We start from the raw sequence: 19,423 nt of genomic DNA on the forward strand, positions 1-19,423 counted from the left end.
CAAAAAGTTACTTTTCTAAACGAACTGCGTACCACTGTAAATATTTCCCAGGCCCAATATCTAATTCGCAACTAGTGTCAATTAAATATTGGGCTTGAGTTTCCACTGTATCAAACTTTTGCAAGTCAGGTGGTAAATCTTGAATTATGAGTTGTTGAAGAGTTATTTTGAGCTTTTCTAATAGCTCTGATGGTGTCATAAATTGTTCTGGTTGATTTGTTTCTAGAACAACAAAATGATCCTGCTGGTACATTAATGAGTCTGGCATTTTAAAGATTTAGCGAATGTCAATAGGTTTGGATGGTTTTTGTAACAACTTTTGCTTGTTTGTGTAATCAACTTGAGTTCTGAGTGGTTTATGACTAGAAATCAATGGTTATGAAGTCGCTTGAAAATAAAGTTTTGCACTAAGTTTTATCTCAATCTTATGTAATTATACTAAACCTCAGCAAGCCTTGTCGGATATACTAAATAAATTTCAGTCAGGTGATATTAGTATTTAGTATTAGCTATCTTCTGAGGGTACTTTGGCAATTGCTTTTCCTTGTCTCACTAGGTTTACAAACTAACTACATAACTAAATAATTAGGGTGTGTATTTGTAATTCTCAAAAAAATCGTAATTTGACTTTAACAATAGGGAAATATAAAAGTAACATTTTCTCCCATAACCATCGCTGAACAAAAAGGCAGCAATTGCCTTCGTGTTCCAATTACAGATTGTCTATGCAACTTATTTATCTACCGCTTGCTTGGCCCAACAACATTGGGCAGTCCATTGTCAAAAAACAGTTGATTGTGAAGCCAGACACGCCTTTGCCGCAAATCCTGGCATTGATGAAAATAGCGATCGCCCCCATGCGATTGAGTTGCACAGCCTTTTTCAGGATAGTTCCGCAAGTGGAAGGCAACTCATGTCAGGCATAAGCCCATTTACTGTTTCTAAGCAACCACCACTGATTCTAGTGGCTGATGATGACAAGACCATCCGGGTATTGTTGCGTAAAGCAATGGAACAAGAAGGTTATCGAGTAGTCGAGGTCAATGATGGTAAGCAATGTTTAGATGCTTACGAGACTATCAAACCGGATATAGTTTTGCTAGATGCTGTAATGCCTGTGATGGATGGCTTTACCTGCTGTAAGAACTTGCTCCAGATTGCTAGGAATAATTTAATCTCAGCCCTTGCCACCTTTGATACTGACTCGACTCTTAACAATACAGTCATCTCCAAGATATGGGAGCGCACTCCCATCTTGATGATCACATGCTTGGACGATGAGGAATCTGTAAACCGTGCTTTTGAAGCGGGAGCAACTGATTATGTTACTAAGCCAATTCACTGGCCTGTATTACGCCAGCGGTTGCGCCGACTGCTACAGCAAGCACAAGTATACAAACAGTTAGAGGCGGCAAACGAAGCTTTGCATCACCTTGCCAATGTAGATGGCTTAACTGAGTTGGCTAATCGTCGCCGCTTTGACGATTATCTCAATACTCAATGGATTAATCTCGCACAAGAGGGATTTCCTTTGTCAATGATTTTGTGTGATATCGACTTTTTTAAATTTTATAATGATAAATATGGCCATCCGGCAGGGGATGTCTGTCTACAAAAGGTGGGTGCTGTCTTAAGCCTTAAGGCACAAAAACATCAGGATTTAGTAGCGCGTTATGGTGGTGAAGAATTTGCTGTAATTATGCCATACACTCCTGCATCTGGCGCACTTCACGTTGCCGCCGCAATCCAAGCGGGAATCAAAGATTTGCAAATTGTCCATGACGGTTCTGCGGTGAGTCAGCACGTCACTCTCAGTATGGGCGTGGCAACTGTTGTCCCGACTTGGGAATCTTCACCTTCAGAGTTGATCGTGCTGGCAGATAAAGCACTCTACCAAGCAAAGGCCGGGGGACGCGATCGCTTTGTCTCAAGTTCTTAATTGTCATTTGTCAATACCCAATACCTAAGAAGGATAAACTGGCAGTGTGAAGTGAAACCATGCTCCGTTATTGGGGGCAGAATCCACCCAAATTTGACCATAGTGTGCCAGAACGATGCGTTGGCATAGACAAAGGCCAATGCCGTAACCTTCTGTACCTTCATCCCGTTGCAGGCGGAAGTGGTTTTCAAAAATGCGATCGCGATTTTCTACAGGAATACCAGGCCCAGTATCGCCAATACTAAACTGAACTTTTTGAGTAGTGCGGTGCAATCCGGCGATGCTAATCTTGCCACCTTCTGGGGTGTATTTGATGGCATTATCCAACAGATTCACTAGTACTTGCCGGATGCGTTCTGGATCGGCATATACATAAGGTAGGTCGTTGGGAATATCTGTTTCGACCTCTTGGGATTTGGCGGTGTAGCGATCGCACAATTCTTCTAGTACATCTAAGCACAGTTTACCTAGTTGCACCTTTTGTGGTAGAATTGGAAACTCAGTATCTTTGCCGCGACCTACCTGCAAAAGGTCGGCAATCATCCGGTCGATGATCTTAGTTTGATTACGGGCTTGTTTTAATAGATGCGCTGTCAAGGATGGTTTGAGGCGCTGAAATTGGCCTGTCTCTAAATTGTAGTTAGATTGGAGAGTTTCGATGGCGATCGCGGCAGCAGTTAGGGGATTACGGAGATCGTGTGCCAGCATCGCAATCACCCGATCTTTAAACTGTAGCTGCTCTTGGAGGTTATCTTTTTCTTGTTTTAAACGAAAAATTTCGTCTGAGAGTCGGATGAGTTCGGCAGAAACAGCAACTGAACGAATAGTGGATTTGGGTGATGTCACTCTAGCAGTATCGTCTATCCGTTCTTGTAAGTCTTCCTGTAATTTTAAATAGGCGTCTACAGCGGCTTGCCAGCGAGGCCACCAGTTTTTCAATTGCGCTATGATATTACTCCCAGCCAAAACCTGTCGTGGTTCCGGGTGAATTTTGATTAAAGCTGGCGTTGCTACCAATTTAAAGTGTTCTGCTAAGTAAGGTTGTTGTCCAACATCAATAGTTTGAAGTTCAAAACTATACTCAGCCTGCAATTCTTTTAAGTAAGCACGTATTCGCTGCACCTGTTGACGGGACTTGGGGCGTCCATCGACAAACAGTAACAGCTGGAGTGGAGCCTCAGAATAAATAGGCTGATCCTGGGAAACTTGCATGTAATCGTGTTTCAGCACTGGTAACAACCCGGTGACGCTTTACAGAAAGTAAAAAAGACTGACGGTTGTCAATGGTCGTTGTTTTTTCTTAATATCTATTTTAGATTTTTATACTCCTATCCGATCTGCGTTTTTGACATCAAACATATCTTATTCAGCCTTTTGCTCCCGTTTGGTTAACTTTATCTCCAAGAAACACCCAAGCCCCTTGAATATAAGTCTTAATTTGCCCTGAATCAAAAATTTTCGCCAGAGCCAGCAGGTGAAAGGCTTAGTAGTATGTCAAATCGGCTAGTGCAGCACCATATCGATTTGAGCAGATCGCCCAAGAAAACACAGATGCTAATTGTATCTAATCTATCAGGAAGCTGTTAACTGTTCAGACCAAGTTTGTAGAGGTTTTTTTCAACCGCCAGTGCATTTGATGAAGTGTCTTTTTCGCCTCAAGCCAATCATTAACTAGGATTGGGAAAAACAGCCATAGCTAACTATGTACTACTTCTATAACTTGCGAAGCGCACCTTCCAGCTTTCCTAAAAGAACCACAGCACTATCCCAGAATAACAGGGGATGGGTTGATTGAGGGAAAGTTTTGGATAACATCGAGGCGGTGCCTACGGCGGTAGACTACGCACTTTTAGAGCAAGCACTCACTGCTTTCGAGGCTGTCAAGAAACCCTTGACTACAGCACAAGTAGCACTTTCTCCAGAAAATCAATTTAGAAATACTAGGGAAACTGCTGCAACTCTTGACTGCTTTACCTATTTACCCCAGTCGCCAAGAATAACGAACTTACGCTAATTTCCTGGAATTGTTTGAAACTGGCATTTTCCAGAGATTCCCTTACTCAGCTTACCATCGTCAGATGAATAATTTCCAGAATCGATTGTTGGCCAGTGTTAGCGAACTCGAACTATTCCCCTCTTTGGGTGAGGCTAAGGGGGGCTTTATTCCTAGTCTATCACTTCAGTTGTTTGGCGTAGGCTTTGCCCACCGTAGGCATCGCATTACAACTAGTGCATCTGGAAGTAGATTCCAGGTTTTGCTAGCTAAACTGTTTTTTGGCCAGTTATCGAATCAGTTATCTGCTCTACAACTTGGATGTTTAAGTAACTATCTGAAAAATTGGTTCGCAATCAAGTATCGATCGGTTTGTAGTCGGTGGCTCGAGTCCTCATCTAAAGACTAAATTCTTTACTACGAACTTTCAATTCCTAAAACTCTTATCTAGCAAGGATTTCAGATTTATTTATGTTTTTTCTCAAAAATGTTAGTTTTTCAGAATTTTAGGGAATTCTATAAATAAGCATAGGAACTATCAAAACCTAATGGCTGTAAAACGAAGACAATACGGTAGCTTTTGCTACCGTTTACTCATTTTTGGAGATATCATCGCTAAAATAGACATTTAGGAAGAAGACGTAGTAAGTCGGTAGTGTCTTTTAGTGATATGGATAGTCAGAGGAGGGCAGGGGAATAAAGGAGAATAACCATGTCCCATGCCTCATTCCCATTTAATGGACAGTCTGCGCTAGGGTAGGAATTGAAACTCAATTTGTGATTTCCTGTGCTTCCCTGTAAACGTCCAGCTGTATTTCTAATTTGGGCTGTTATACTCACTTCGTTAACAGCCTGTGCTAATAGTCCAGTCGCCAAAAACCTTGAAGAATCTTTGGCGGCAGATCCGAAACTGCAAAGCAATCCAGTTGTCTTTGGAGAATCTCAGAGTAACCAACCGCAAGCACAGCAAAACGAATCAACTGTTCAGCTACCAGCTGATTTTCCTAAAGATATCCCTTTATATTCCAATGCCAAGCTACAGGAAGTTACACCTGCTAGCGGCTCAGAAAACAAAATCTCAACTCGTTGGTTAACTTCTGACCCCAGTAATTTTATTGCTAGTTTTTATCGCAGCGAATTTCAAACAAATAACTGGCAGATTTTCCAACAGCCGACAGATGATACAGGAGGAGCTTTTGAGGCACGTCGCAACGATTTGCTGTTGAAGGTTTCCATTCAGCCCAAATCAGTTACTAACGCCACACCTAATCAACCCCAAACAGCCACTGAATTACTGATTGATTACGTACCGAATAGTACTGTAACAGCACAATCTACTTCAACTACAAATCCTAACGAAACTGCTAACGCCGTTCCTCAACCGGGAAATTCACAGTTCATTGGCCCAATACCACCAACAAACTTGGCAGCACAGCCACCAAGCACAGCTAATAACCAAACAATCCCTACAGCCACCCCTAAATCTCAGGTATTCAACGATCTGAATAAGGCACCACAAGAATGGCGGCAACATATCCAAGACTTGGCTGCATTAGGTGTTTTATCTATAGAAGCAAAGACAACTAAGAGCAACTCCACGACCACAACTAATCAGTTTGAACCCGGTAAAATCGTTACACATCGAGAATATGCCCGTTGGCTAATTGCTGCTAACAATGCTGTATATACCAACAATCCAGCTAAACAGATTCGTTTGGCATCAGAAAGTACTCAACCAGCTTTTAGTGATGTGTCAGCAAAAGACCCTGATTTTCCAGCAATTCAGGGATTAGCAGAAGCTGGATTAATTCCCAGTCCTTTGTCTGGAGATTCTACAGTTGTTTTGTTTCGTCCTGATGCACCTCTAACGCGAGAACAGTTGCTGCTGTGGAAATTACCCCTAGATAGTCGCCAAGCTTTACCCTCTGCTAACTTAGATGCGGTCAAACAAACCTGGGGTTTCCAAGACGCAGCGCGAATTGACCCCAAGGCTTTAAGAGCAGTGTTGGCTGATTATCAGAATGGCGAACAATCGAATATTCGGCGGGTGTTTGGTTATACGACTCTGTTTCAACCCAAAAAATCAGTAACTCGTGCTGAGGCTGCCACAGCTTTGTGGTATTTCGGCAGTCAGGGTGAGGGTGTATCGGCTACTGAGGCTTTGAAATTAAAGCAAAGTTAAAGCTATGTCTACGACGGTCTACCTAATTTAGTTGCGGTTAGTCCAGCATCAGCATAAAAGTAGGCAATTCCGTCCTTTAGGATATAAATTTTGCTATTTCTTTGTAATATACCTATTTTTCATCAAGAAAATGTAAATCTAAGTGTTTTAAGCGTTTTTACCTGTGTTTCATAAATTTTTGAGGCATAGTTAAGTGAAACAACGTAAATTAACTCAATAGACGTACTTAATTTTGAAGTATCTCAAAAGAGTAAGTTGTCAGACTATCGCCCTTTCATTGCTTTTAAACAGGTTAAAAAGACCACAGGTAAAACAAATATGAAAAAACAAGCTGTAGCAGCAGGATTTGTTCTTCTATCTTTCATGTTGCCGACCAAAGCCTCAGCTGCGAGTTTTGATCGGCTTTATGTATTTGGTGATAGTCTTTCTGATACAGGCAATATATATAATGCTACGAGTAAAACATACCCTGCAAGCCCACCTTACTTTGAAGGACGTTTTTCGGATGGGCCGATCTGGATAGATTATCTCGGAGATCAGCTAGGATTAAAGCCCACTTTATTGACTACTATTCCTTCCATACCTCCTACTCAAGGGATAAACTTCGCTTTCGGTGGTGCTAGCTCTGGTTTAGATAACGCTGTCGTTCCTAATCAAAATTTACCGGGAGTACTCAAACAAGTCCTTGGTTTTGCTGGAACTCTGCAAGCAAATAATCAAACTGCTGATCCAGATGCACTTTACACATTGTGGGGAGGTGCTAATGATTTCTTTTTTCTTAACCCGGAAGACTCGAAGACGCCAATCAGTAATATATCCCTGGCGTTGAATACTCTGGTAGGAGTTGGCGCCAAAAATATTTTGGTGTTTAACTTGCCAGATTTGGGACAGCTACCAGCAGCTAAAATCAACGGTCGCAACCCTACAACCCTCAGTAAATCGACTAGTGAGTTTAACTTGGGTTTAGCACAAACTGTGAAGGCTTTGAATCAAAACCCAAATCTCAACATCATCTCTGTTGATACTTATTCTTTATTTAATCAGGCAAGTGCATTAGGTTTTACAAATGTAACCGAGTCTTGCCTATCTAGGCCAGATATATGTAAACCAGGGGACAACAAGTTTCTAGTCTGGGACGGCTTCCACCCAACGACTGCTGCTCATAAGGAGATAGCAGACACCGCGCTGGCGGCGATTGAGGCTAAGTCTGTCCCGGAACCTGCGATAAACTTAGGAATTTTAGCCCTTGGTGCTTTTGGTGCGGTAGGAGTGCTGAAGCGTCAACAAAAAAGATCGGCACTTGTATCAGTAGGTCGGGTTATTGATGCACAATTGTCTCAAACAACAGTTAAAAACTAAACTAATTGATGTGAGATTGCGATCGCTTATTTCAAATTATTGAAGAATTAGTTATGCACCATTCTCCGAGTGGTGCAGAAGCCGAGATTAACCAGTTGTTGATGCAACGATTTTCGGCGCTGGGTGTAGAAGTCTGGTGCGTAGCTTGCCGCCGTAGACATTGCGCCGATAATATTATTGCCAAGATTCCAGGAAAAAATCCAGACTGAGCGATCGCTAACTGTATTGATTTGTTAAAAACTTTCTGCGAAACTGAGTTTGAGTGATATTTAGAGGCTTTGATTTGAAGGAGCGATCGCAAAGTTCTGTTTTTCAATTGATACGCTATTCTCATTGCCATTGATTCAACCAACGTATTTGCCCAGACCAGTCTTCTGCTTGAGTTTCTGATAGCAAGCGATCCAATGCTTGAATGAGGTCAGACAAATTCCAACTATTTTGTGCCCCTAGAATAATGCCTCTATGCTGCGGATACTGAATAACCAAGGACAAGAAATCTTTGATGTTGAAGGTAATAAATACACCGTCCGTTATCTGTGGCTTTCAGCAGTTGCATTTCATCGCTAGCATCTTCTGGCATCCATTCATTGGGAGTGCGAGTCACATCATGACCACGAGCAACTAGAGCCGTATGCAATGCTTTAATGGAGGTGTCTGCATCTAAATGCAGCAGGAGTTTAGACACCAGCAGTTTCAATAGCTTGTTCTGTAGCGATCGCTTCATCAATCTCGGTACGATGGGCAGTGTAAAAACCCAGTGCGTCATCGATCTGAGCTTCAGTAATACCATACTGTTGGACAATTTGCTCGCAAGACCAGCCCCACTGATGAGCAGCAATCGCTAGAGTTTGCACTCGAATTACTGCTAAGTGGAGTTGCAACTGTCTACGGCAAAAACAGTATAGAGTATTCCAAGGCTGGCGGCTCCAATCGAAAACGAAGTAAACAATCTAGTTCAAAAGTTACTCCACTTGTAGCGGTTCTTACGAAACCTACTCAAGCTGCAATTGCGAATGCCTCAACTAACGGTAATGGCACAACTCCTTTGCTGCAATAATCCACACCTACTTAAACAAGAAATCAGATCCCCGACTTTTTAGAAAAGTCAGGGCTCTTTTTGTCGCCAACATTTTGTTATATCGAGGATGCCCGACGACAAATAAATAGTCACTCTACAACATGATTTGTGTCAAACTTGACTATTGAGCAATACTTTTATCAAAGCCGATGATGGGATTTGAACCCACGGCTTGCTGATTACGAATCAGCTGCTCTACCACTGAGCCACATCGGCGTACACAATCTAAGAGTATAACATGATTTAGTCATGGTAGATCAAAATCCCAAAAATCGCCTTAATCCCGAACAGTATGCCAGCCTCAAAGCAGAAATAGCTGCTCCTTTTCGGGGTTTACGACAATTTTTTTACATTGCTTTCGCTGCTTCTGGTTCGCTCGGTGCATTCGTCTTTTTCTTCCAAGTGCTTGCCGGACGCAATGTTGAGAGTGCTTTACCTAATTTAGCTCTCCAAGTAGGAATAGTTGCCTTAATGGTTTTCCTTTGGCGCTGGGAACAGCGTCGGCAACAACGCCCCCAATCGGGTAAAAATTCTAATTCCTGAAGGGAGAAATTTTAGCTAGTTAATCTTTGACTACTTTCTTTTGATATATCTTTATATTCTTCAAATTTATTAATGCTTTTATGAAGATTAAAATATCTAGAAAGAAAAAATCAAAAAATTATTAGGAAATCCTAAAAAGCAAAAAATTCTGGGAAAATAGAAATCATTGAAACGGGGTCAGCCAATATAAAGACCCTGACCATAAACCAAAGAACGTTCAAATGGGGTCAGCTATATTTAAAGACCCCAAACTTTATGTTTAAAAACTCCCAAATTTAACAAAACTCATATTATTTGGAAGCGCCAGACTAACAAATTATTAGTCTGGCGCTTCTAATTTGCTAACTAGACATTTACTGGGCTGTTACCAAATAAGATGAAGGAATTGGTTGGGCACGTCCAGCATTTACAAGTGCCTGGTAAACAAAGGCAGCAACCTCGGCTCTAGTTGCCTGACGATTAGGATTGAGTTGCTTCACTGTGGGATAGTTGATTACTAGTTGCCGTGCAGTTGCCGCAGCAACAGGAGCGATCGCATAATTAGGAATCTGGGCAGCATCGGTGTAAAAGGAAAGGATATTTTGATTACTCGCAGTTAAGCCCAAACCATTAGCTAAAGCAACTAACGCTTGTACTCTGGGAATTTGCTGCTGTGGTTTAAAAGTGCCATCGGGATAACCAGAAACAAATTGACTCTGGTAAGCAGATTGAATGGCAGCGTAAGCCCAAAAATTGCTTGCTACATCCTTAAACTGAATGCCTGGGCGTTTGGCTGCTGGCGTTAAAGCTTTAGTAACAATAGTGGCGAATTGAGCGCGGGTTACAGGTTCATTGGGTTTAAAACTGCCATCAGGAAAGCCCGCAATAATATTTTGGGAAGCTAAAGCTTCGATGTAGGTTTTTGCCCAGTAATTTGCTGGCACATCTTTAAAGGCAACAGGCCCTCCGGGGGGTACGTCAACACTTGCAGCAACAAAATCTACTGAGCCAAAAATCTTTTTCTGATCGATATCGTTGCCAACAGCGACAATCTTACCTGTTTTGGTGGCGTTGTTCACATCATAACGAGTGTTGTTGCGAATAAGATTGCCACCAGGATTTTCGTTAGTGCCAAGGTCGGGTAAAGCACTAACAGTTGCTACAACTCCATCCCGCTTATTATTTTGAATGACATTCTTTCGCAATACGGGCTTCGCTGACTCTGAGATAAAAAGACCGTCTTGGTTTTCGATAATTTGGTTTTCTACAACTAGAGGTGTGGAAGTGCCACCGATCGCAAGACCAAAACCGGTATCCTGAAATAAGTTACTCCGAATTTCTCCTTGAGCAGCTTTAGCAATTGAAATCCCATTGCCTTTGTTTTGTACAAAGAGGTTACTTTCAATTTTGGGATTGCCTGTACCCGTCACAAAAACACCTTCTCTGACACTGTTAGTAAAAGTACTGTTTTTGATAATCGGATTAGTTGACTCTACCCACACACCCGTACCCCGGCTATTTGGGTTGGTAACGGTGACACCAGCGATCGTGGTATCTTGCTCGGCCAGGATGGTAATGTCTTGTCTGGCAAAGGTGCGGCTAGTGTAGAAACCTCCACCTGTAATCAATATCGGCTGACCTTTTGTAGCTTCATCACCCCGCAATGTCACCCCTGGTTTAAGTAAAAGCGGGAAGGTTTCACCACTTTCTTGGTTATAGTTACCAGGTGCTAATTGAATCACTGCACCTGCTTGGGCTTGACTAAGAGCGAAACTGATGCTTTTATAGGGTGCAGCTGAGGTGGCACCAGCACCAGCCCTATCTGCACCAGTTGCTGGATTAACGTAAATTGCTGCGGCAGTTGCAGGAGCTTGCGCTGTGAGAGGTGGGGCGATATTTTCTGGATGAGTGGCACCAGCATTAACCTCATTAGGTAGTAGTATTGACCCACTAGAAACAACAAGTATTGCCGTTAGTCCGGCTCCTACGCGCAAAGTATATCTGAGATGACTGCTAGAAAGAAGGCGAAAATTTTTCGCTAGAGAAATGTGATAACCCCGATATTTCATTTTTTGAGTCTGTGATGTGCTGAATTACGGTATGTCGAACAAGGTTAAAGGTAGCAGCTTTGTAGCTGCTGTAAAACCCATGCAAACTATACTGGATGATTAGCACTGATTCAGCTCAATTCCCTAGATAGATCACAGAACTTATACATTGCTTATATTTAGGACTTACGCACAGTCATGGAAAATCAAACCACAGAGGACGCAGAGGAATAAAAGGTAGAAAGTTTTTTTGCGTAAGTCCTAATATTGTGTTATCTAGAAAATTTTCTTATGGGTACTATGGTGATGAGGCGATTTTTAGTATTCTTTAAAGCTAGATACCGCGACTAATTCTGCTGGAATACGATCGCAGGAAAAACAAACCTATTGGAAATCGGGAGAAATGTGTTTTAATTTTTTGGGGCTGCGTCGCGTCTTAATTTTAGTAGGTAGTATCTGTCTTCTATTTTTGTCCACTCCTGCCTTTGCTGCGGAACGAGTAGTGCTGAAGTATGGTATCTTCCGTGAATCAATTTCTGTAGAGGAACTATCCACCTTTTCCCAAACAGGTGAACTCTCACGTTCACTAAAAGTGAACTTAGCTTTGGCGCGACAAGACCCCAAAACCATTCGTCAGTATTTAACAAAGCCAGTGAAGGTAAACCCTGTATTTTTAGATAGAGCGCTAAATAGCCAGATTGGTAATATTATTTTGGATCGAATTAGTCAAGTTATTTCTACACCGTCTCAAAGAGCAAATCGGCAAGCTTTACGAGCCGCTTTGGTACTTTCTGCGAATCAAGACGGGCAAGTGTCGCTGATTGAAGTTATTAAAAATTATCCCACAAATGAAGTGGAAGTTGATGGCGATCGCTTGCAGGGTGCATACCGTCAACTCCGCCGCTTGCAAACAAACCTACAAGATTTATTTGGTCTTTAGTAAGCTAAAGTTTCTAAAGTTTCTCTTAAATACCGTTGTACCTGATGTTCCAAGCGAATTCCCTCTAATTGAGCATCGCGTTCTAGTTGCCAGCGTTGAAAACCTGAACTAGTGGAGATCGCACATTTGAGGCTATACCAAATTTCAGTATCGGCAGAAAATTGGCGATCGCTAGAAGCTGGAATTTGAGCCATAGTTCCTTATTCCTTTATTTTAAACTTTAACGGTAACTGAAGATAGGGGAGCCAGCGCCGTGGGCGGGTTTCCCGACTTGAGGCGACTGGCGTCATTGGGCATTGGTTATTTATTCTCCTTTGCTCTTCTGCCCCCTGCCTTCCCTGCTCTTCTCTCTAGCCCTTGAAAGTTAAATAATATACTTTACGAGCTACTAAGAATCTGGATTTATCCTAAACAAGGATTGCAATAATCGGGGCACGATTTGATTAACCCGCACTCCTAAAATGGTGAAATCTTGCTTAATCTTTTCTAAAGATAATGGCTCAATGCCAGCGAATTCTGTCTCATTAATCACCAAAACTCGCATTACACTCACAGGTATTTGTAAAAATAGATTGCTGCCCAAAAAGGCTAATCCCGCAAGCACTAGTGCAAGGCTGCGCCATTGTGGGAGGAATTTAGCTGAATTTGCTACTAATGGGGCAATTTGGTAAAGATTCCACAGTATCCAAACCGACAATACTGCTGCCACTAATGCCAGGACACGATTTAATTTTGTATTAATTAAACAAAGAATTTTCCGCTGCCGTTCAGTCAGATTTTCTGGCTTTAGGGCTATTCCTAAAAGAGCAAATATATAAAAGGGGCGACGCAACTGCATCCATAGCAGGGGGAGAACACCAATGGCGGCAACTAAGAATAGCTCCATCCAGACTGGCAAAAACGGTTTGCCTACAGACAGGAACAATAAGCAGAGTATTAAAAAAACAGGCAACGTCGCCAATCCAGCGACGTGAATCCACAAAATAGGTTCAGAGCGAAATGAATGCATAATAAAAAGTTATGAGTTAAGAGTTAGGAGTTAAGAATTAGTAGCCTTTAACTCCTAACTCCTAATTTATCACTCCTAACTTCTAACCATTTTACCCTTAACACTATCTCGTTAAGGTGAGAGTGCGGCGTTTCGTAACCATCTGATAGGATTCGATGATGTCACCTTCAACCCAATCATTGAATTTATCCATGCCGACACCGCATTCATAACCGGCGTTGACCTCACGAGCATCTTCTTTCATCCGTTTTAAGGAGTCAAGGACGCCTTCAAAGATCACCTTACCACCGCGTCGCACCCTGACTTTACAGTTGCGAACTAGCTTGCCAGATTGAACGTAGCAACCGGCAACCGCACCACGACCAACTGGGAAGACGGCACGGACTTCGGTTTGACCCAAGGGTTCTTCCACCAACTCTGGTTCCAAAAGACCTTCCAAGGCATCTTGGATATCTTCTAGGAGTTTGTAGATGACGTTATATTCTCGGACATCGACACCTGCTTCATCGGCGGCTTGTCTAGCGCCACTGGCAAAGGTGGTGTTGAAGCCGATAATTACAGCATTACTGGCAGCAGCTAAATCGATATCTGTCTCGGTGATTTCCCCAGCCGTAGCCAACAGCATCCGAATTTGGACTTCGTTTTGCGGGATTTGCTTGAGCGCTCCCACAATAGCTTCCACCGAACCTTGTACGTCTCCCTTCAAGATCAAGTTGAGTTCTTTCAACTCGCCTTCTTGTGCTTGAGCTGACAGGGTTGTGAGGGTAACACGTCCTTGTAACAGGCGGGATAGGCGTTGTCTGTCTGCGCGATCGCTAGCGAGTGCTCTGGCTTCTTTTTCGTTCTGGAAGACCTCGAACTCGTCGCCGGCGGCTGGCACATCACTTAAACCTAGTACCTCGACAGCAAAGGAAGGAGAAGCAATGTCTACTCTCTTACTTCTGTCATCCACCATCGCCCGAACTTTACCAAAGGCCGAGCCAGCTACTAAGATATCTCCCACATGCAGGGTGCCATTCTGAATCAGCAGGGTAGCAACTGCTCCCTTGGCTTTATCCAGATGTGCTTCAATGACAGTTCCTTTGGCGGTACGATCTGGGTTGGCAGATAGTTCTGCAACCTCTGCTACCAATAGAATCATCTCTAAGAGCGTATCCAGATTTTCACCTCTGATGGCGCTCACGGGAACCATGATTGTCTCACCACCCCAGTCTTCTGATGTCAGACCATACTGGGTCAGTTCTTGTTTAACCCGCTCTGGCTGTGCTCCTTCTTTGTCAATTTTGTTGATGGCAACAACAATTGGCACTCCCGCAGCTTGGGCGTGACTAATGGCTTCAATGGTTTGGGGACGGACACCATCATCAGCAGCCACTACTAACACGGCAATGTCTGTTACCCGCGCTCCTCGTGCCCGCATAGCTGTAAAGGCTTCGTGACCAGGAGTATCCAAGAAGACTATCTGCTGAGGTTTGCCCTCATGCTCCAAATCTACATGGTATGCACCAATGTGTTGAGTGATACCGCCAGCTTCGCCAGCAGCCACTTTGGTTTTGCGGATTGAGTCGAGCAGAGTTGTTTTACCGTGGTCTACGTGACCCATAATTGTCACGACAGGCGGACGACGGTGAAGGTATTCTTGGTCTTCTGCGCCGACCATTTCCGTGATTTTGCGAGCTTCTGCTTCTCGTTCGACAGTTTCAACTTCTATTTCTAGTTCTTTTCCTACTAGGGTAATTGTGGGAATATCTAGATTTTGAGTGATACTCACCGCCATACCTTTAAGGAAAAGGATTTTGACAATCTCTGTATCGGCAACGCCTAATACGTCAGACAGTTCTTGCACAGTCAATGGCCCTGTGATCGTCACTTTTTCGGGGCGATCGCGCTTTGTCTCGGCTTCTTGGCGACGGTTTTGGTGATGGTCGCGGCCCGAGGACTTGGAACCAGACCTAGAACCAGATTTTCTCCCTCTTGCAGTTGGGGCGCTAGCAAGGGTTGCACCTGGCATCTGTACAGGTCGAGTCGCTTTCGGTTTGGGAGGACGAGCGATAGAAAGGCTGACTTGGACTGTGGCTGGTGAATCTATATCGTCATCATCAAGCAAATCTTCTTCAAACTCATCATCAAGTATGGGTTTGATCCGCTTGCCTTTGACGCCAGCTTTTGCCTTCTCTTTAACTTCGTCAATTATTTCCTCTTCTACCCATTTTTTGCCGCCTTTGGTCGGTCGAGGCGGACTTGGGCGTTTCAAATCGAGGAGATCCGGTGTGACTGGTTCATCACCCAATCCTTGGGATTTGCCCGCTATGCCTGACATCTGTCTGGGTGGAGTAGCGATCGGCATTGCGGCTGCTACTGCTTCACCTGGACGTGCCGGTCTGGGTCTTTGTCCCTCTCCCAGTTGTGATGGTGCAGATGGTCTATTGCCTCTCTGCTCTGGTCTGCTGGGTGCAGGGGTAGGACGACTTGTCCTTTGTGGCGCACCTGGTGCGGATTGGTCTGTTGGCAGTTTAGCGACTCTCGGCTTAATTTGTTCGCGATCGCCTTCCGCGGGACGTAGCCGTTGGTCGCGTTTGAGGATCGGTTTATCTGCCTGAGATACTGGCTGCTCATCTACCACCTGGGCAACTTCTGCCTCAGGTCTGGCTGGAGGAGCAACTAGTTGTGGTTTGATCGGTTTTTCCGATTTCGGTCTGGGCGGAACTGTTTTTTCCGGTTTTTGGGATGCTATTTTTTCCGGTGCCGGATTTGGATTAGGCGTTTGTTCCAAGTCAGCGATCGGAGGTTGCTCTTGAGTCTCAGATTGAGTCCGGGGCACAGGTCGAGTTGGTGCTGCCGGTTTCAGGGGTGAGACTGGTGTAGCGAAAGGCCGTGGAGGAGAGGGAGGATTAGCTTCAGACAAGGCAGCTTGGGTATTGTTAGCAAGTGACGCCTCTGGGGCGTTGGGAGTAGTATTTCTCAATATTTTGGGTTTGCGTATTTCCAAAATTTGCTGTTTGTGGGGTGCAGCAGGTCGGTTACGTCCGCCGTTGGGTGGTGAATTTGGCTTATGGCTGGTTGTACCTAATTCCTTTTTGGCTGACACATTCGTAGCTGCAAGCTTTTCTGCTGCGGCCCGGATGTTTTCTGCCTCGGATTCGGAAATCGTGCTGCTATGGCTTTTGACCGCAATATCGAGCTGGTCGCAAATTGCTAGTAGCTCTTTGTTATCCAAATTCAATTCCTTTGATAATTCATAAATTCTAACTTTGCCGTTGGTCATCCACTCTTCCCCTTTAATTTACAGTTTTAGCGGATGGTTGCCTGGTTTGCGACATCTCCATCCTTGGATTACTGTTTTTAGACTGCCGTTCAGTTTTTGCCGGTGCCTCCAATCAGGAAAGAGAGATGTTTCGGTTTAATAATGGCATCCCCACCAGGAATGATGGTTGAGGGATACCCATAAAAATTTCTTAAATAAAAGATTTTTATAGGAACCCTTGACGCCGAACTGCGCCTGAGCGCTACCAGGTTGCCATTTTGTAGTTTCTTGTTTTGTTGATTCTGAGTCTTCCACAACACAATCGATTACATCTTGTTCTGGGAATCTTGCCTCGCCCCTCGTTATTGGAGAGCCGAATGCCTTTTACACCCATTTACTATTTTGGCACTAACCTTAACGATCGACAGAGGGTGTGATGAAAGCACGACTTCGGCTTTCGACACAATTCCGCTAATGATTACGTCACAAAGTTGTTCCAACTAAATTTGGTTTTGGGTATTACTGCGGGCTAGACGTTGCGACAAGCTTTGGTACAGTGCTTCTGGCACTGATGCATGTAGCGATCGCCCTAGTCGATTTTTTTTTTGAGCTGCTTGTAGGCAACTCATTTCTGGACAAATATAGGCAGAACGCCCCATGCCCTGATCTAATTGTACCTTTCCATCGGGAAAGACGCGGACAATCCGCCAAAACTCATCTTTTGAGCCTACTTTACGGCAACTAATACAGCGCCGATAATTTGGTTTCATCGGTTCTTTGCGATCTCAGTCCAGGATTTGGGGTGTAAAAAGAAGTTTATTATTACTATTTTTTACTTATACCAAGTAGCTTTTGAGAAAATAATCCTTGAGACTGAGACTACAATCTACAGTATCAAAACTTTACAAAATTAATCAATTATTCATCATCGTTATTGTCAAAACTATCTTCCTCTTCTAATTCTTCCTGACTTTCATCCTCAAATTCTTCCTCATATTCCAGATCGTCTTCTTCTGATTCCTCTGATTGATATTTTGTTCTGACAGCTGCAAATTTGGCATCCTCTCCTGCAAAGTCATACTTAGCTTTGTCTTTGATATCTATTTTCCAGCCAGTCAGACGGGCTGCCAAACGGACGTTTTGCCCTTCCTTACCAATCGCCAAACTCAATTGATCTTCGGCTACAAGTACGTGAGTTTGCCGCGATTCTGGGTCCATTAAGCGTACTTCATCTACCCGTGCTGGACTTAAGGCATTAGCAATGTATGTTGCTGGGTCTGGCGACCAGCGAATTACATCTATTTTTTCACCGCGTAATTCGTTGACTACCACTTGAATTCGCGATCCCCTGGCTCCAATACAAGCGCCTACTGGGTCTACATCGCGATCGAGAGTATCTACTGCTATTTTAGTCCGGGGGCCGACATAACGGGAAGGGGGGTTTGCCTCCCTAGCTACGGCAACAATCCGTACAACTTCATCTTCAATTTCTGGGACTTCGTTGGCGAAAAGATAAACTACCAAACCAGCATCAGCACGAGACACAAGCAACTGTGGCCCTCGTTGCTGACCTTGGGAGACTTTTTTCAGATATACCTTGAAGGTGGCATTCGCCCGATAATTATCGTTGGGCAACTGTTCCCGCTTCGGTAATTCGGCTTCTACTTCTGGCTGACCAAAATTACTGGTGACTGCCAAAACCACTGATTGCCGCTCAAACCGCAGGACTCTTGCTTGGAGAACAGTTCCTTCTAAATCTTGGAACTCTTCTTGCACCATCTGGCGCTGTTGATCCCGTAATTTTTGCGCCAATACTTGCTTAGTTTGCATCGCCGCCATCCGACCAAATTCTCCTTGATCGGGGGTAACATCCAGCACCACAGAGTCTCCTAACTGCGCTTCGGGAGCGACTTGTTGAACTTCGTCTAGGGAAATTTGGTGGTCTGTATTATCTACTTCTTCAACAATGGTTTTGGTGGAAAGAACGCGAAATCCTTCTCCTTCAATATCGAGTTCTACCTCAAAATTTTCAAAATAATCTTCGTCAAACTGTTTGCGCTCTAAATTTTGGGCGCGGCGATAACGTTCATAGCCTTTGAGTAGTGCTTCTCTAATCGCTGATTGAACTGCAAGCCGGGGTAAATTCCGTTCGCGACTTATACTTTCAATTAATTCTTTTAATCCAGGTAAAGTAACCATTGACATAAGCAATCTCCTTTAAAAATTAGGGAGTGGGGAGAGACGCGATTAATCGCGTCTCTACTGAGTGGCGACTGGAGACTAGGGACTGAAAACTACGCACTAGAGCCAGGGATTAGAGAATAGCTTTAAACTAATCTCTAACCTCTAGCCCCTAGCCTCTAACCTTTAGCCCTTAGTTCCTAATCTTTAGCCTTGAGCTAAGGTGCTCTAGTCTCTAACTCTTGAGCCATAGCCCTTTGTTTATCGGCGCTCCTCTAACTGCACCTTAGTAATTAGGGAGCGGGGAATTTCGACTACACGACCTTTTTGGTTTAAGTAAAGTGCTGTCTCATCCCGACGAATCAACAGACCAATCCACTCTTGTTGTCCGTCGTAGGGGGGCGTTGTGGAGATAATGACAGGAAATCCTTTAAAGGAAATAAACTCCCTGTCTGTTACCAGTTGCCGCGAAATACCAGGACTAGACACTTCCAAGACGTATGTATCTGGAACGATTTCCGCAGCATCTAAGGAGGCTTCTAAAGCACGGCTCATCCTCTCACAATCGTTCAACCCAGTGTCTTGCTCAGGATTGCGAATGTCTACCCGCAAAACTGGTGGACTTTGGTTGGTGTGAAAAACCACGCCAACAACTTCCAATCCCAGTTCTTCTGCTACTGGTGTCGCCAAATCAATAATTTGTGGAACTAAAGGATGAGCCATGAGAGAATTCAATAAAAAAAGTGGGCATCGACCCACTTCCTGCGATAGGTATATCTTTCAAGAAGTCTTGTGACGAACCAAATGATGATTCGCCTAATTCGAGTTTAGCGCATTTCTTTTATAGTCGTGCATTGGGCATTGAGCATTGGGCATTGAAAAGAGGCAGAGGGGCGGGGTGTGGGGGGCGGAGGGGAAAACTCTTCTC

Annotated in this window: 19 protein-coding genes and 1 tRNA gene; 7 read left to right on the forward strand and 13 right to left on the reverse strand. The window is 43.8% G+C overall.

Translation table 11 applies throughout. From position 1 onward, the window contains the following. Window positions 1-7: 7 nt before the first annotated feature. Window positions 8-268, reverse strand: coding sequence for a chlororespiratory reduction protein 7 (locus V7K84_RS05570; protein WP_094348554.1), 261 nt, complete (start codon window positions 266-268; stop codon window positions 8-10). 645 nt (window positions 269-913) lie between these two features. On the opposite strand from V7K84_RS05570, the gene V7K84_RS05575 reads away from it, so the two are divergent. After that, the gene (locus V7K84_RS05575) at window positions 914-1,939 is read left to right on the forward strand and encodes a PleD family two-component system response regulator (RefSeq protein ID WP_334836965.1); all 1,026 of its coding nucleotides are present in this window, start codon (window positions 914-916) and stop codon (window positions 1,937-1,939) included. 24 nt (window positions 1,940-1,963) lie between these two features. Here V7K84_RS05575 and V7K84_RS05580 read toward each other — a convergent pair whose 3' ends face one another. Next, on the reverse strand, window positions 1,964-3,169 hold the full coding sequence (locus V7K84_RS05580) for a histidine kinase (protein ID WP_334836840.1): 1,206 nt from the start codon (window positions 3,167-3,169) through the stop codon (window positions 1,964-1,966). 574 nt (window positions 3,170-3,743) lie between these two features. On the opposite strand from V7K84_RS05580, the gene V7K84_RS05585 reads away from it, so the two are divergent. From V7K84_RS05585 to V7K84_RS05600, 4 genes are all read left to right on the forward strand, one after another. After that, complete coding sequence (locus V7K84_RS05585) at window positions 3,744-3,953, forward strand: hypothetical protein (protein ID WP_334836841.1); 210 nt, start codon at window positions 3,744-3,746, stop codon at window positions 3,951-3,953. Window positions 3,954-4,719: 766 nt separating this feature from the next. After that, window positions 4,720-6,114: an S-layer homology domain-containing protein gene (locus V7K84_RS05590; RefSeq protein ID WP_334836842.1), complete on the forward strand. Its 1,395-nt coding sequence runs from the start codon at window positions 4,720-4,722 to the stop codon at window positions 6,112-6,114. Between the two features lie 318 nt (window positions 6,115-6,432). Beyond that, window positions 6,433-7,473: an SGNH/GDSL hydrolase family protein gene (locus V7K84_RS05595; RefSeq protein ID WP_334836843.1), complete on the forward strand. Its 1,041-nt coding sequence runs from the start codon at window positions 6,433-6,435 to the stop codon at window positions 7,471-7,473. Between the two features lie 53 nt (window positions 7,474-7,526). Next, window positions 7,527-7,682, forward strand: coding sequence for a hypothetical protein (locus tag V7K84_RS05600; protein ID WP_334836974.1), 156 nt, complete (start codon window positions 7,527-7,529; stop codon window positions 7,680-7,682). 121 nt (window positions 7,683-7,803) lie between these two features. On the opposite strand, the gene V7K84_RS05605 is transcribed toward V7K84_RS05600, so the two are convergent. From V7K84_RS05605 to V7K84_RS05620, 4 genes are all read right to left on the reverse strand, one after another. Next, a complete protein-coding gene (locus V7K84_RS05605) occupies window positions 7,804-7,965 on the reverse strand; it encodes a hypothetical protein (protein ID WP_334836844.1) in 162 nt (53 codons plus the stop codon). Next, the gene (locus V7K84_RS05610) at window positions 7,934-8,158 is read right to left on the reverse strand and encodes a hypothetical protein (protein ID WP_334836845.1); all 225 of its coding nucleotides are present in this window, start codon (window positions 8,156-8,158) and stop codon (window positions 7,934-7,936) included. The genes V7K84_RS05605 and V7K84_RS05610 overlap by 32 nt, the downstream gene beginning before the upstream one ends. After that, window positions 8,151-8,354 (reverse strand): hypothetical protein, encoded by a 204-nt coding sequence (locus V7K84_RS05615; protein WP_334836846.1) that lies wholly within the window; start codon window positions 8,352-8,354, stop codon window positions 8,151-8,153. Before V7K84_RS05615 ends, V7K84_RS05610 begins: the two co-directional genes overlap by 8 nt. 341 nt (window positions 8,355-8,695) lie before the next feature. Beyond that, window positions 8,696-8,767 (reverse strand) — tRNA-Thr (locus V7K84_RS05620). Window positions 8,768-8,800: 33 nt separating this feature from the next. Between V7K84_RS05620 and V7K84_RS05625 the strand changes: the two genes are divergently transcribed. Then, window positions 8,801-9,094, forward strand: coding sequence for a DUF3493 domain-containing protein (locus V7K84_RS05625; protein WP_334836847.1), 294 nt, complete (start codon window positions 8,801-8,803; stop codon window positions 9,092-9,094). 353 nt (window positions 9,095-9,447) lie between these two features. On the opposite strand, the gene V7K84_RS05630 is transcribed toward V7K84_RS05625, so the two are convergent. Next, window positions 9,448-11,142 carry a DUF1565 domain-containing protein gene (locus tag V7K84_RS05630; RefSeq protein WP_334836848.1) on the reverse strand — a complete coding sequence of 565 codons (1,695 nt, stop codon included), beginning with the start codon at window positions 11,140-11,142 and terminating at the stop codon, window positions 9,448-9,450. A 382-nt stretch (window positions 11,143-11,524) separates the two neighbouring features. On the opposite strand from V7K84_RS05630, the gene V7K84_RS05635 reads away from it, so the two are divergent. Beyond that, complete coding sequence (locus V7K84_RS05635; protein ID WP_334836849.1) at window positions 11,525-12,061, forward strand: alpha/beta hydrolase; 537 nt, start codon at window positions 11,525-11,527, stop codon at window positions 12,059-12,061. Here V7K84_RS05635 and V7K84_RS05640 read toward each other — a convergent pair. From V7K84_RS05640 to rimP, 6 genes are all read right to left on the reverse strand, one after another. Then, the gene (locus tag V7K84_RS05640) at window positions 12,058-12,255 is read right to left on the reverse strand and encodes a hypothetical protein (RefSeq protein ID WP_322660560.1); all 198 of its coding nucleotides are present in this window, start codon (window positions 12,253-12,255) and stop codon (window positions 12,058-12,060) included. The two genes, V7K84_RS05635 and V7K84_RS05640, sit on opposite strands and share 4 nt — an antisense overlap. Before the next feature lie 194 nt (window positions 12,256-12,449). Beyond that, complete coding sequence (locus tag V7K84_RS05645) at window positions 12,450-13,070, reverse strand: low-complexity tail membrane protein (RefSeq protein WP_334836850.1); 621 nt, start codon at window positions 13,068-13,070, stop codon at window positions 12,450-12,452. Window positions 13,071-13,173: 103 nt separating this feature from the next. Further along, window positions 13,174-16,335: a translation initiation factor IF-2 gene (gene infB / locus V7K84_RS05650; protein WP_334836851.1), complete on the reverse strand. Its 3,162-nt coding sequence runs from the start codon at window positions 16,333-16,335 to the stop codon at window positions 13,174-13,176. A 479-nt stretch (window positions 16,336-16,814) separates the two neighbouring features. Next, window positions 16,815-17,084: a YlxR family protein gene (locus V7K84_RS05655; protein ID WP_334836852.1), complete on the reverse strand. Its 270-nt coding sequence runs from the start codon at window positions 17,082-17,084 to the stop codon at window positions 16,815-16,817. A 148-nt stretch (window positions 17,085-17,232) separates the two neighbouring features. Next, window positions 17,233-18,519: a transcription termination factor NusA gene (gene nusA / locus V7K84_RS05660; RefSeq protein ID WP_334836853.1), complete on the reverse strand. Its 1,287-nt coding sequence runs from the start codon at window positions 18,517-18,519 to the stop codon at window positions 17,233-17,235. A gap of 237 nt (window positions 18,520-18,756) precedes the next feature. Further along, window positions 18,757-19,218: a ribosome maturation factor RimP gene (gene rimP / locus V7K84_RS05665; protein WP_289796851.1), complete on the reverse strand. Its 462-nt coding sequence runs from the start codon at window positions 19,216-19,218 to the stop codon at window positions 18,757-18,759. Window positions 19,219-19,423: the final 205 nt, after the last annotated feature.

Origin of the sequence: Nostoc sp. (assembly GCF_036917315.1) — a bacterium.
Classification (GTDB): Bacteria; Cyanobacteriota; Cyanobacteriia; order Cyanobacteriales; family Nostocaceae; genus Nostoc.

What these genes read in the sequence shown, in the direction of transcription:
- V7K84_RS05655 (WP_334836852.1), bottom strand. Translation starts at nt 17,084, where the DNA reads ATGAAACCAAATTATCGGCGCTGTATTAGTTGCCGTAAAGTAGGCTCA.
- V7K84_RS05640 (WP_322660560.1), bottom strand. Translation starts at nt 12,255, where the DNA reads ATGGCTCAAATTCCAGCTTCTAGCGATCGCCAATTTTCTGCCGATACT.
- V7K84_RS05635 (WP_334836849.1), top strand. Translation starts at nt 11,525, where the DNA reads ATGTGTTTTAATTTTTTGGGGCTGCGTCGCGTCTTAATTTTAGTAGGT.
- V7K84_RS05600 (WP_334836974.1), top strand. Translation starts at nt 7,527, where the DNA reads ATGCACCATTCTCCGAGTGGTGCAGAAGCCGAGATTAACCAGTTGTTG.
- nusA (WP_334836853.1), bottom strand. Translation starts at nt 18,519, where the DNA reads ATGTCAATGGTTACTTTACCTGGATTAAAAGAATTAATTGAAAGTATA.
- V7K84_RS05625 (WP_334836847.1), top strand. Translation starts at nt 8,801, where the DNA reads ATGGTAGATCAAAATCCCAAAAATCGCCTTAATCCCGAACAGTATGCC.
- V7K84_RS05595 (WP_334836843.1), top strand. Translation starts at nt 6,433, where the DNA reads ATGAAAAAACAAGCTGTAGCAGCAGGATTTGTTCTTCTATCTTTCATG.
- V7K84_RS05570 (WP_094348554.1), bottom strand. Translation starts at nt 268, where the DNA reads ATGCCAGACTCATTAATGTACCAGCAGGATCATTTTGTTGTTCTAGAA.
- V7K84_RS05645 (WP_334836850.1), bottom strand. Translation starts at nt 13,070, where the DNA reads ATGCATTCATTTCGCTCTGAACCTATTTTGTGGATTCACGTCGCTGGA.
- infB (WP_334836851.1), bottom strand. Translation starts at nt 16,335, where the DNA reads ATGACCAACGGCAAAGTTAGAATTTATGAATTATCAAAGGAATTGAAT.
- V7K84_RS05575 (WP_334836965.1), top strand. Translation starts at nt 914, where the DNA reads ATGTCAGGCATAAGCCCATTTACTGTTTCTAAGCAACCACCACTGATT.
- V7K84_RS05630 (WP_334836848.1), bottom strand. Translation starts at nt 11,142, where the DNA reads ATGAAATATCGGGGTTATCACATTTCTCTAGCGAAAAATTTTCGCCTT.
- rimP (WP_289796851.1), bottom strand. Translation starts at nt 19,218, where the DNA reads ATGGCTCATCCTTTAGTTCCACAAATTATTGATTTGGCGACACCAGTA.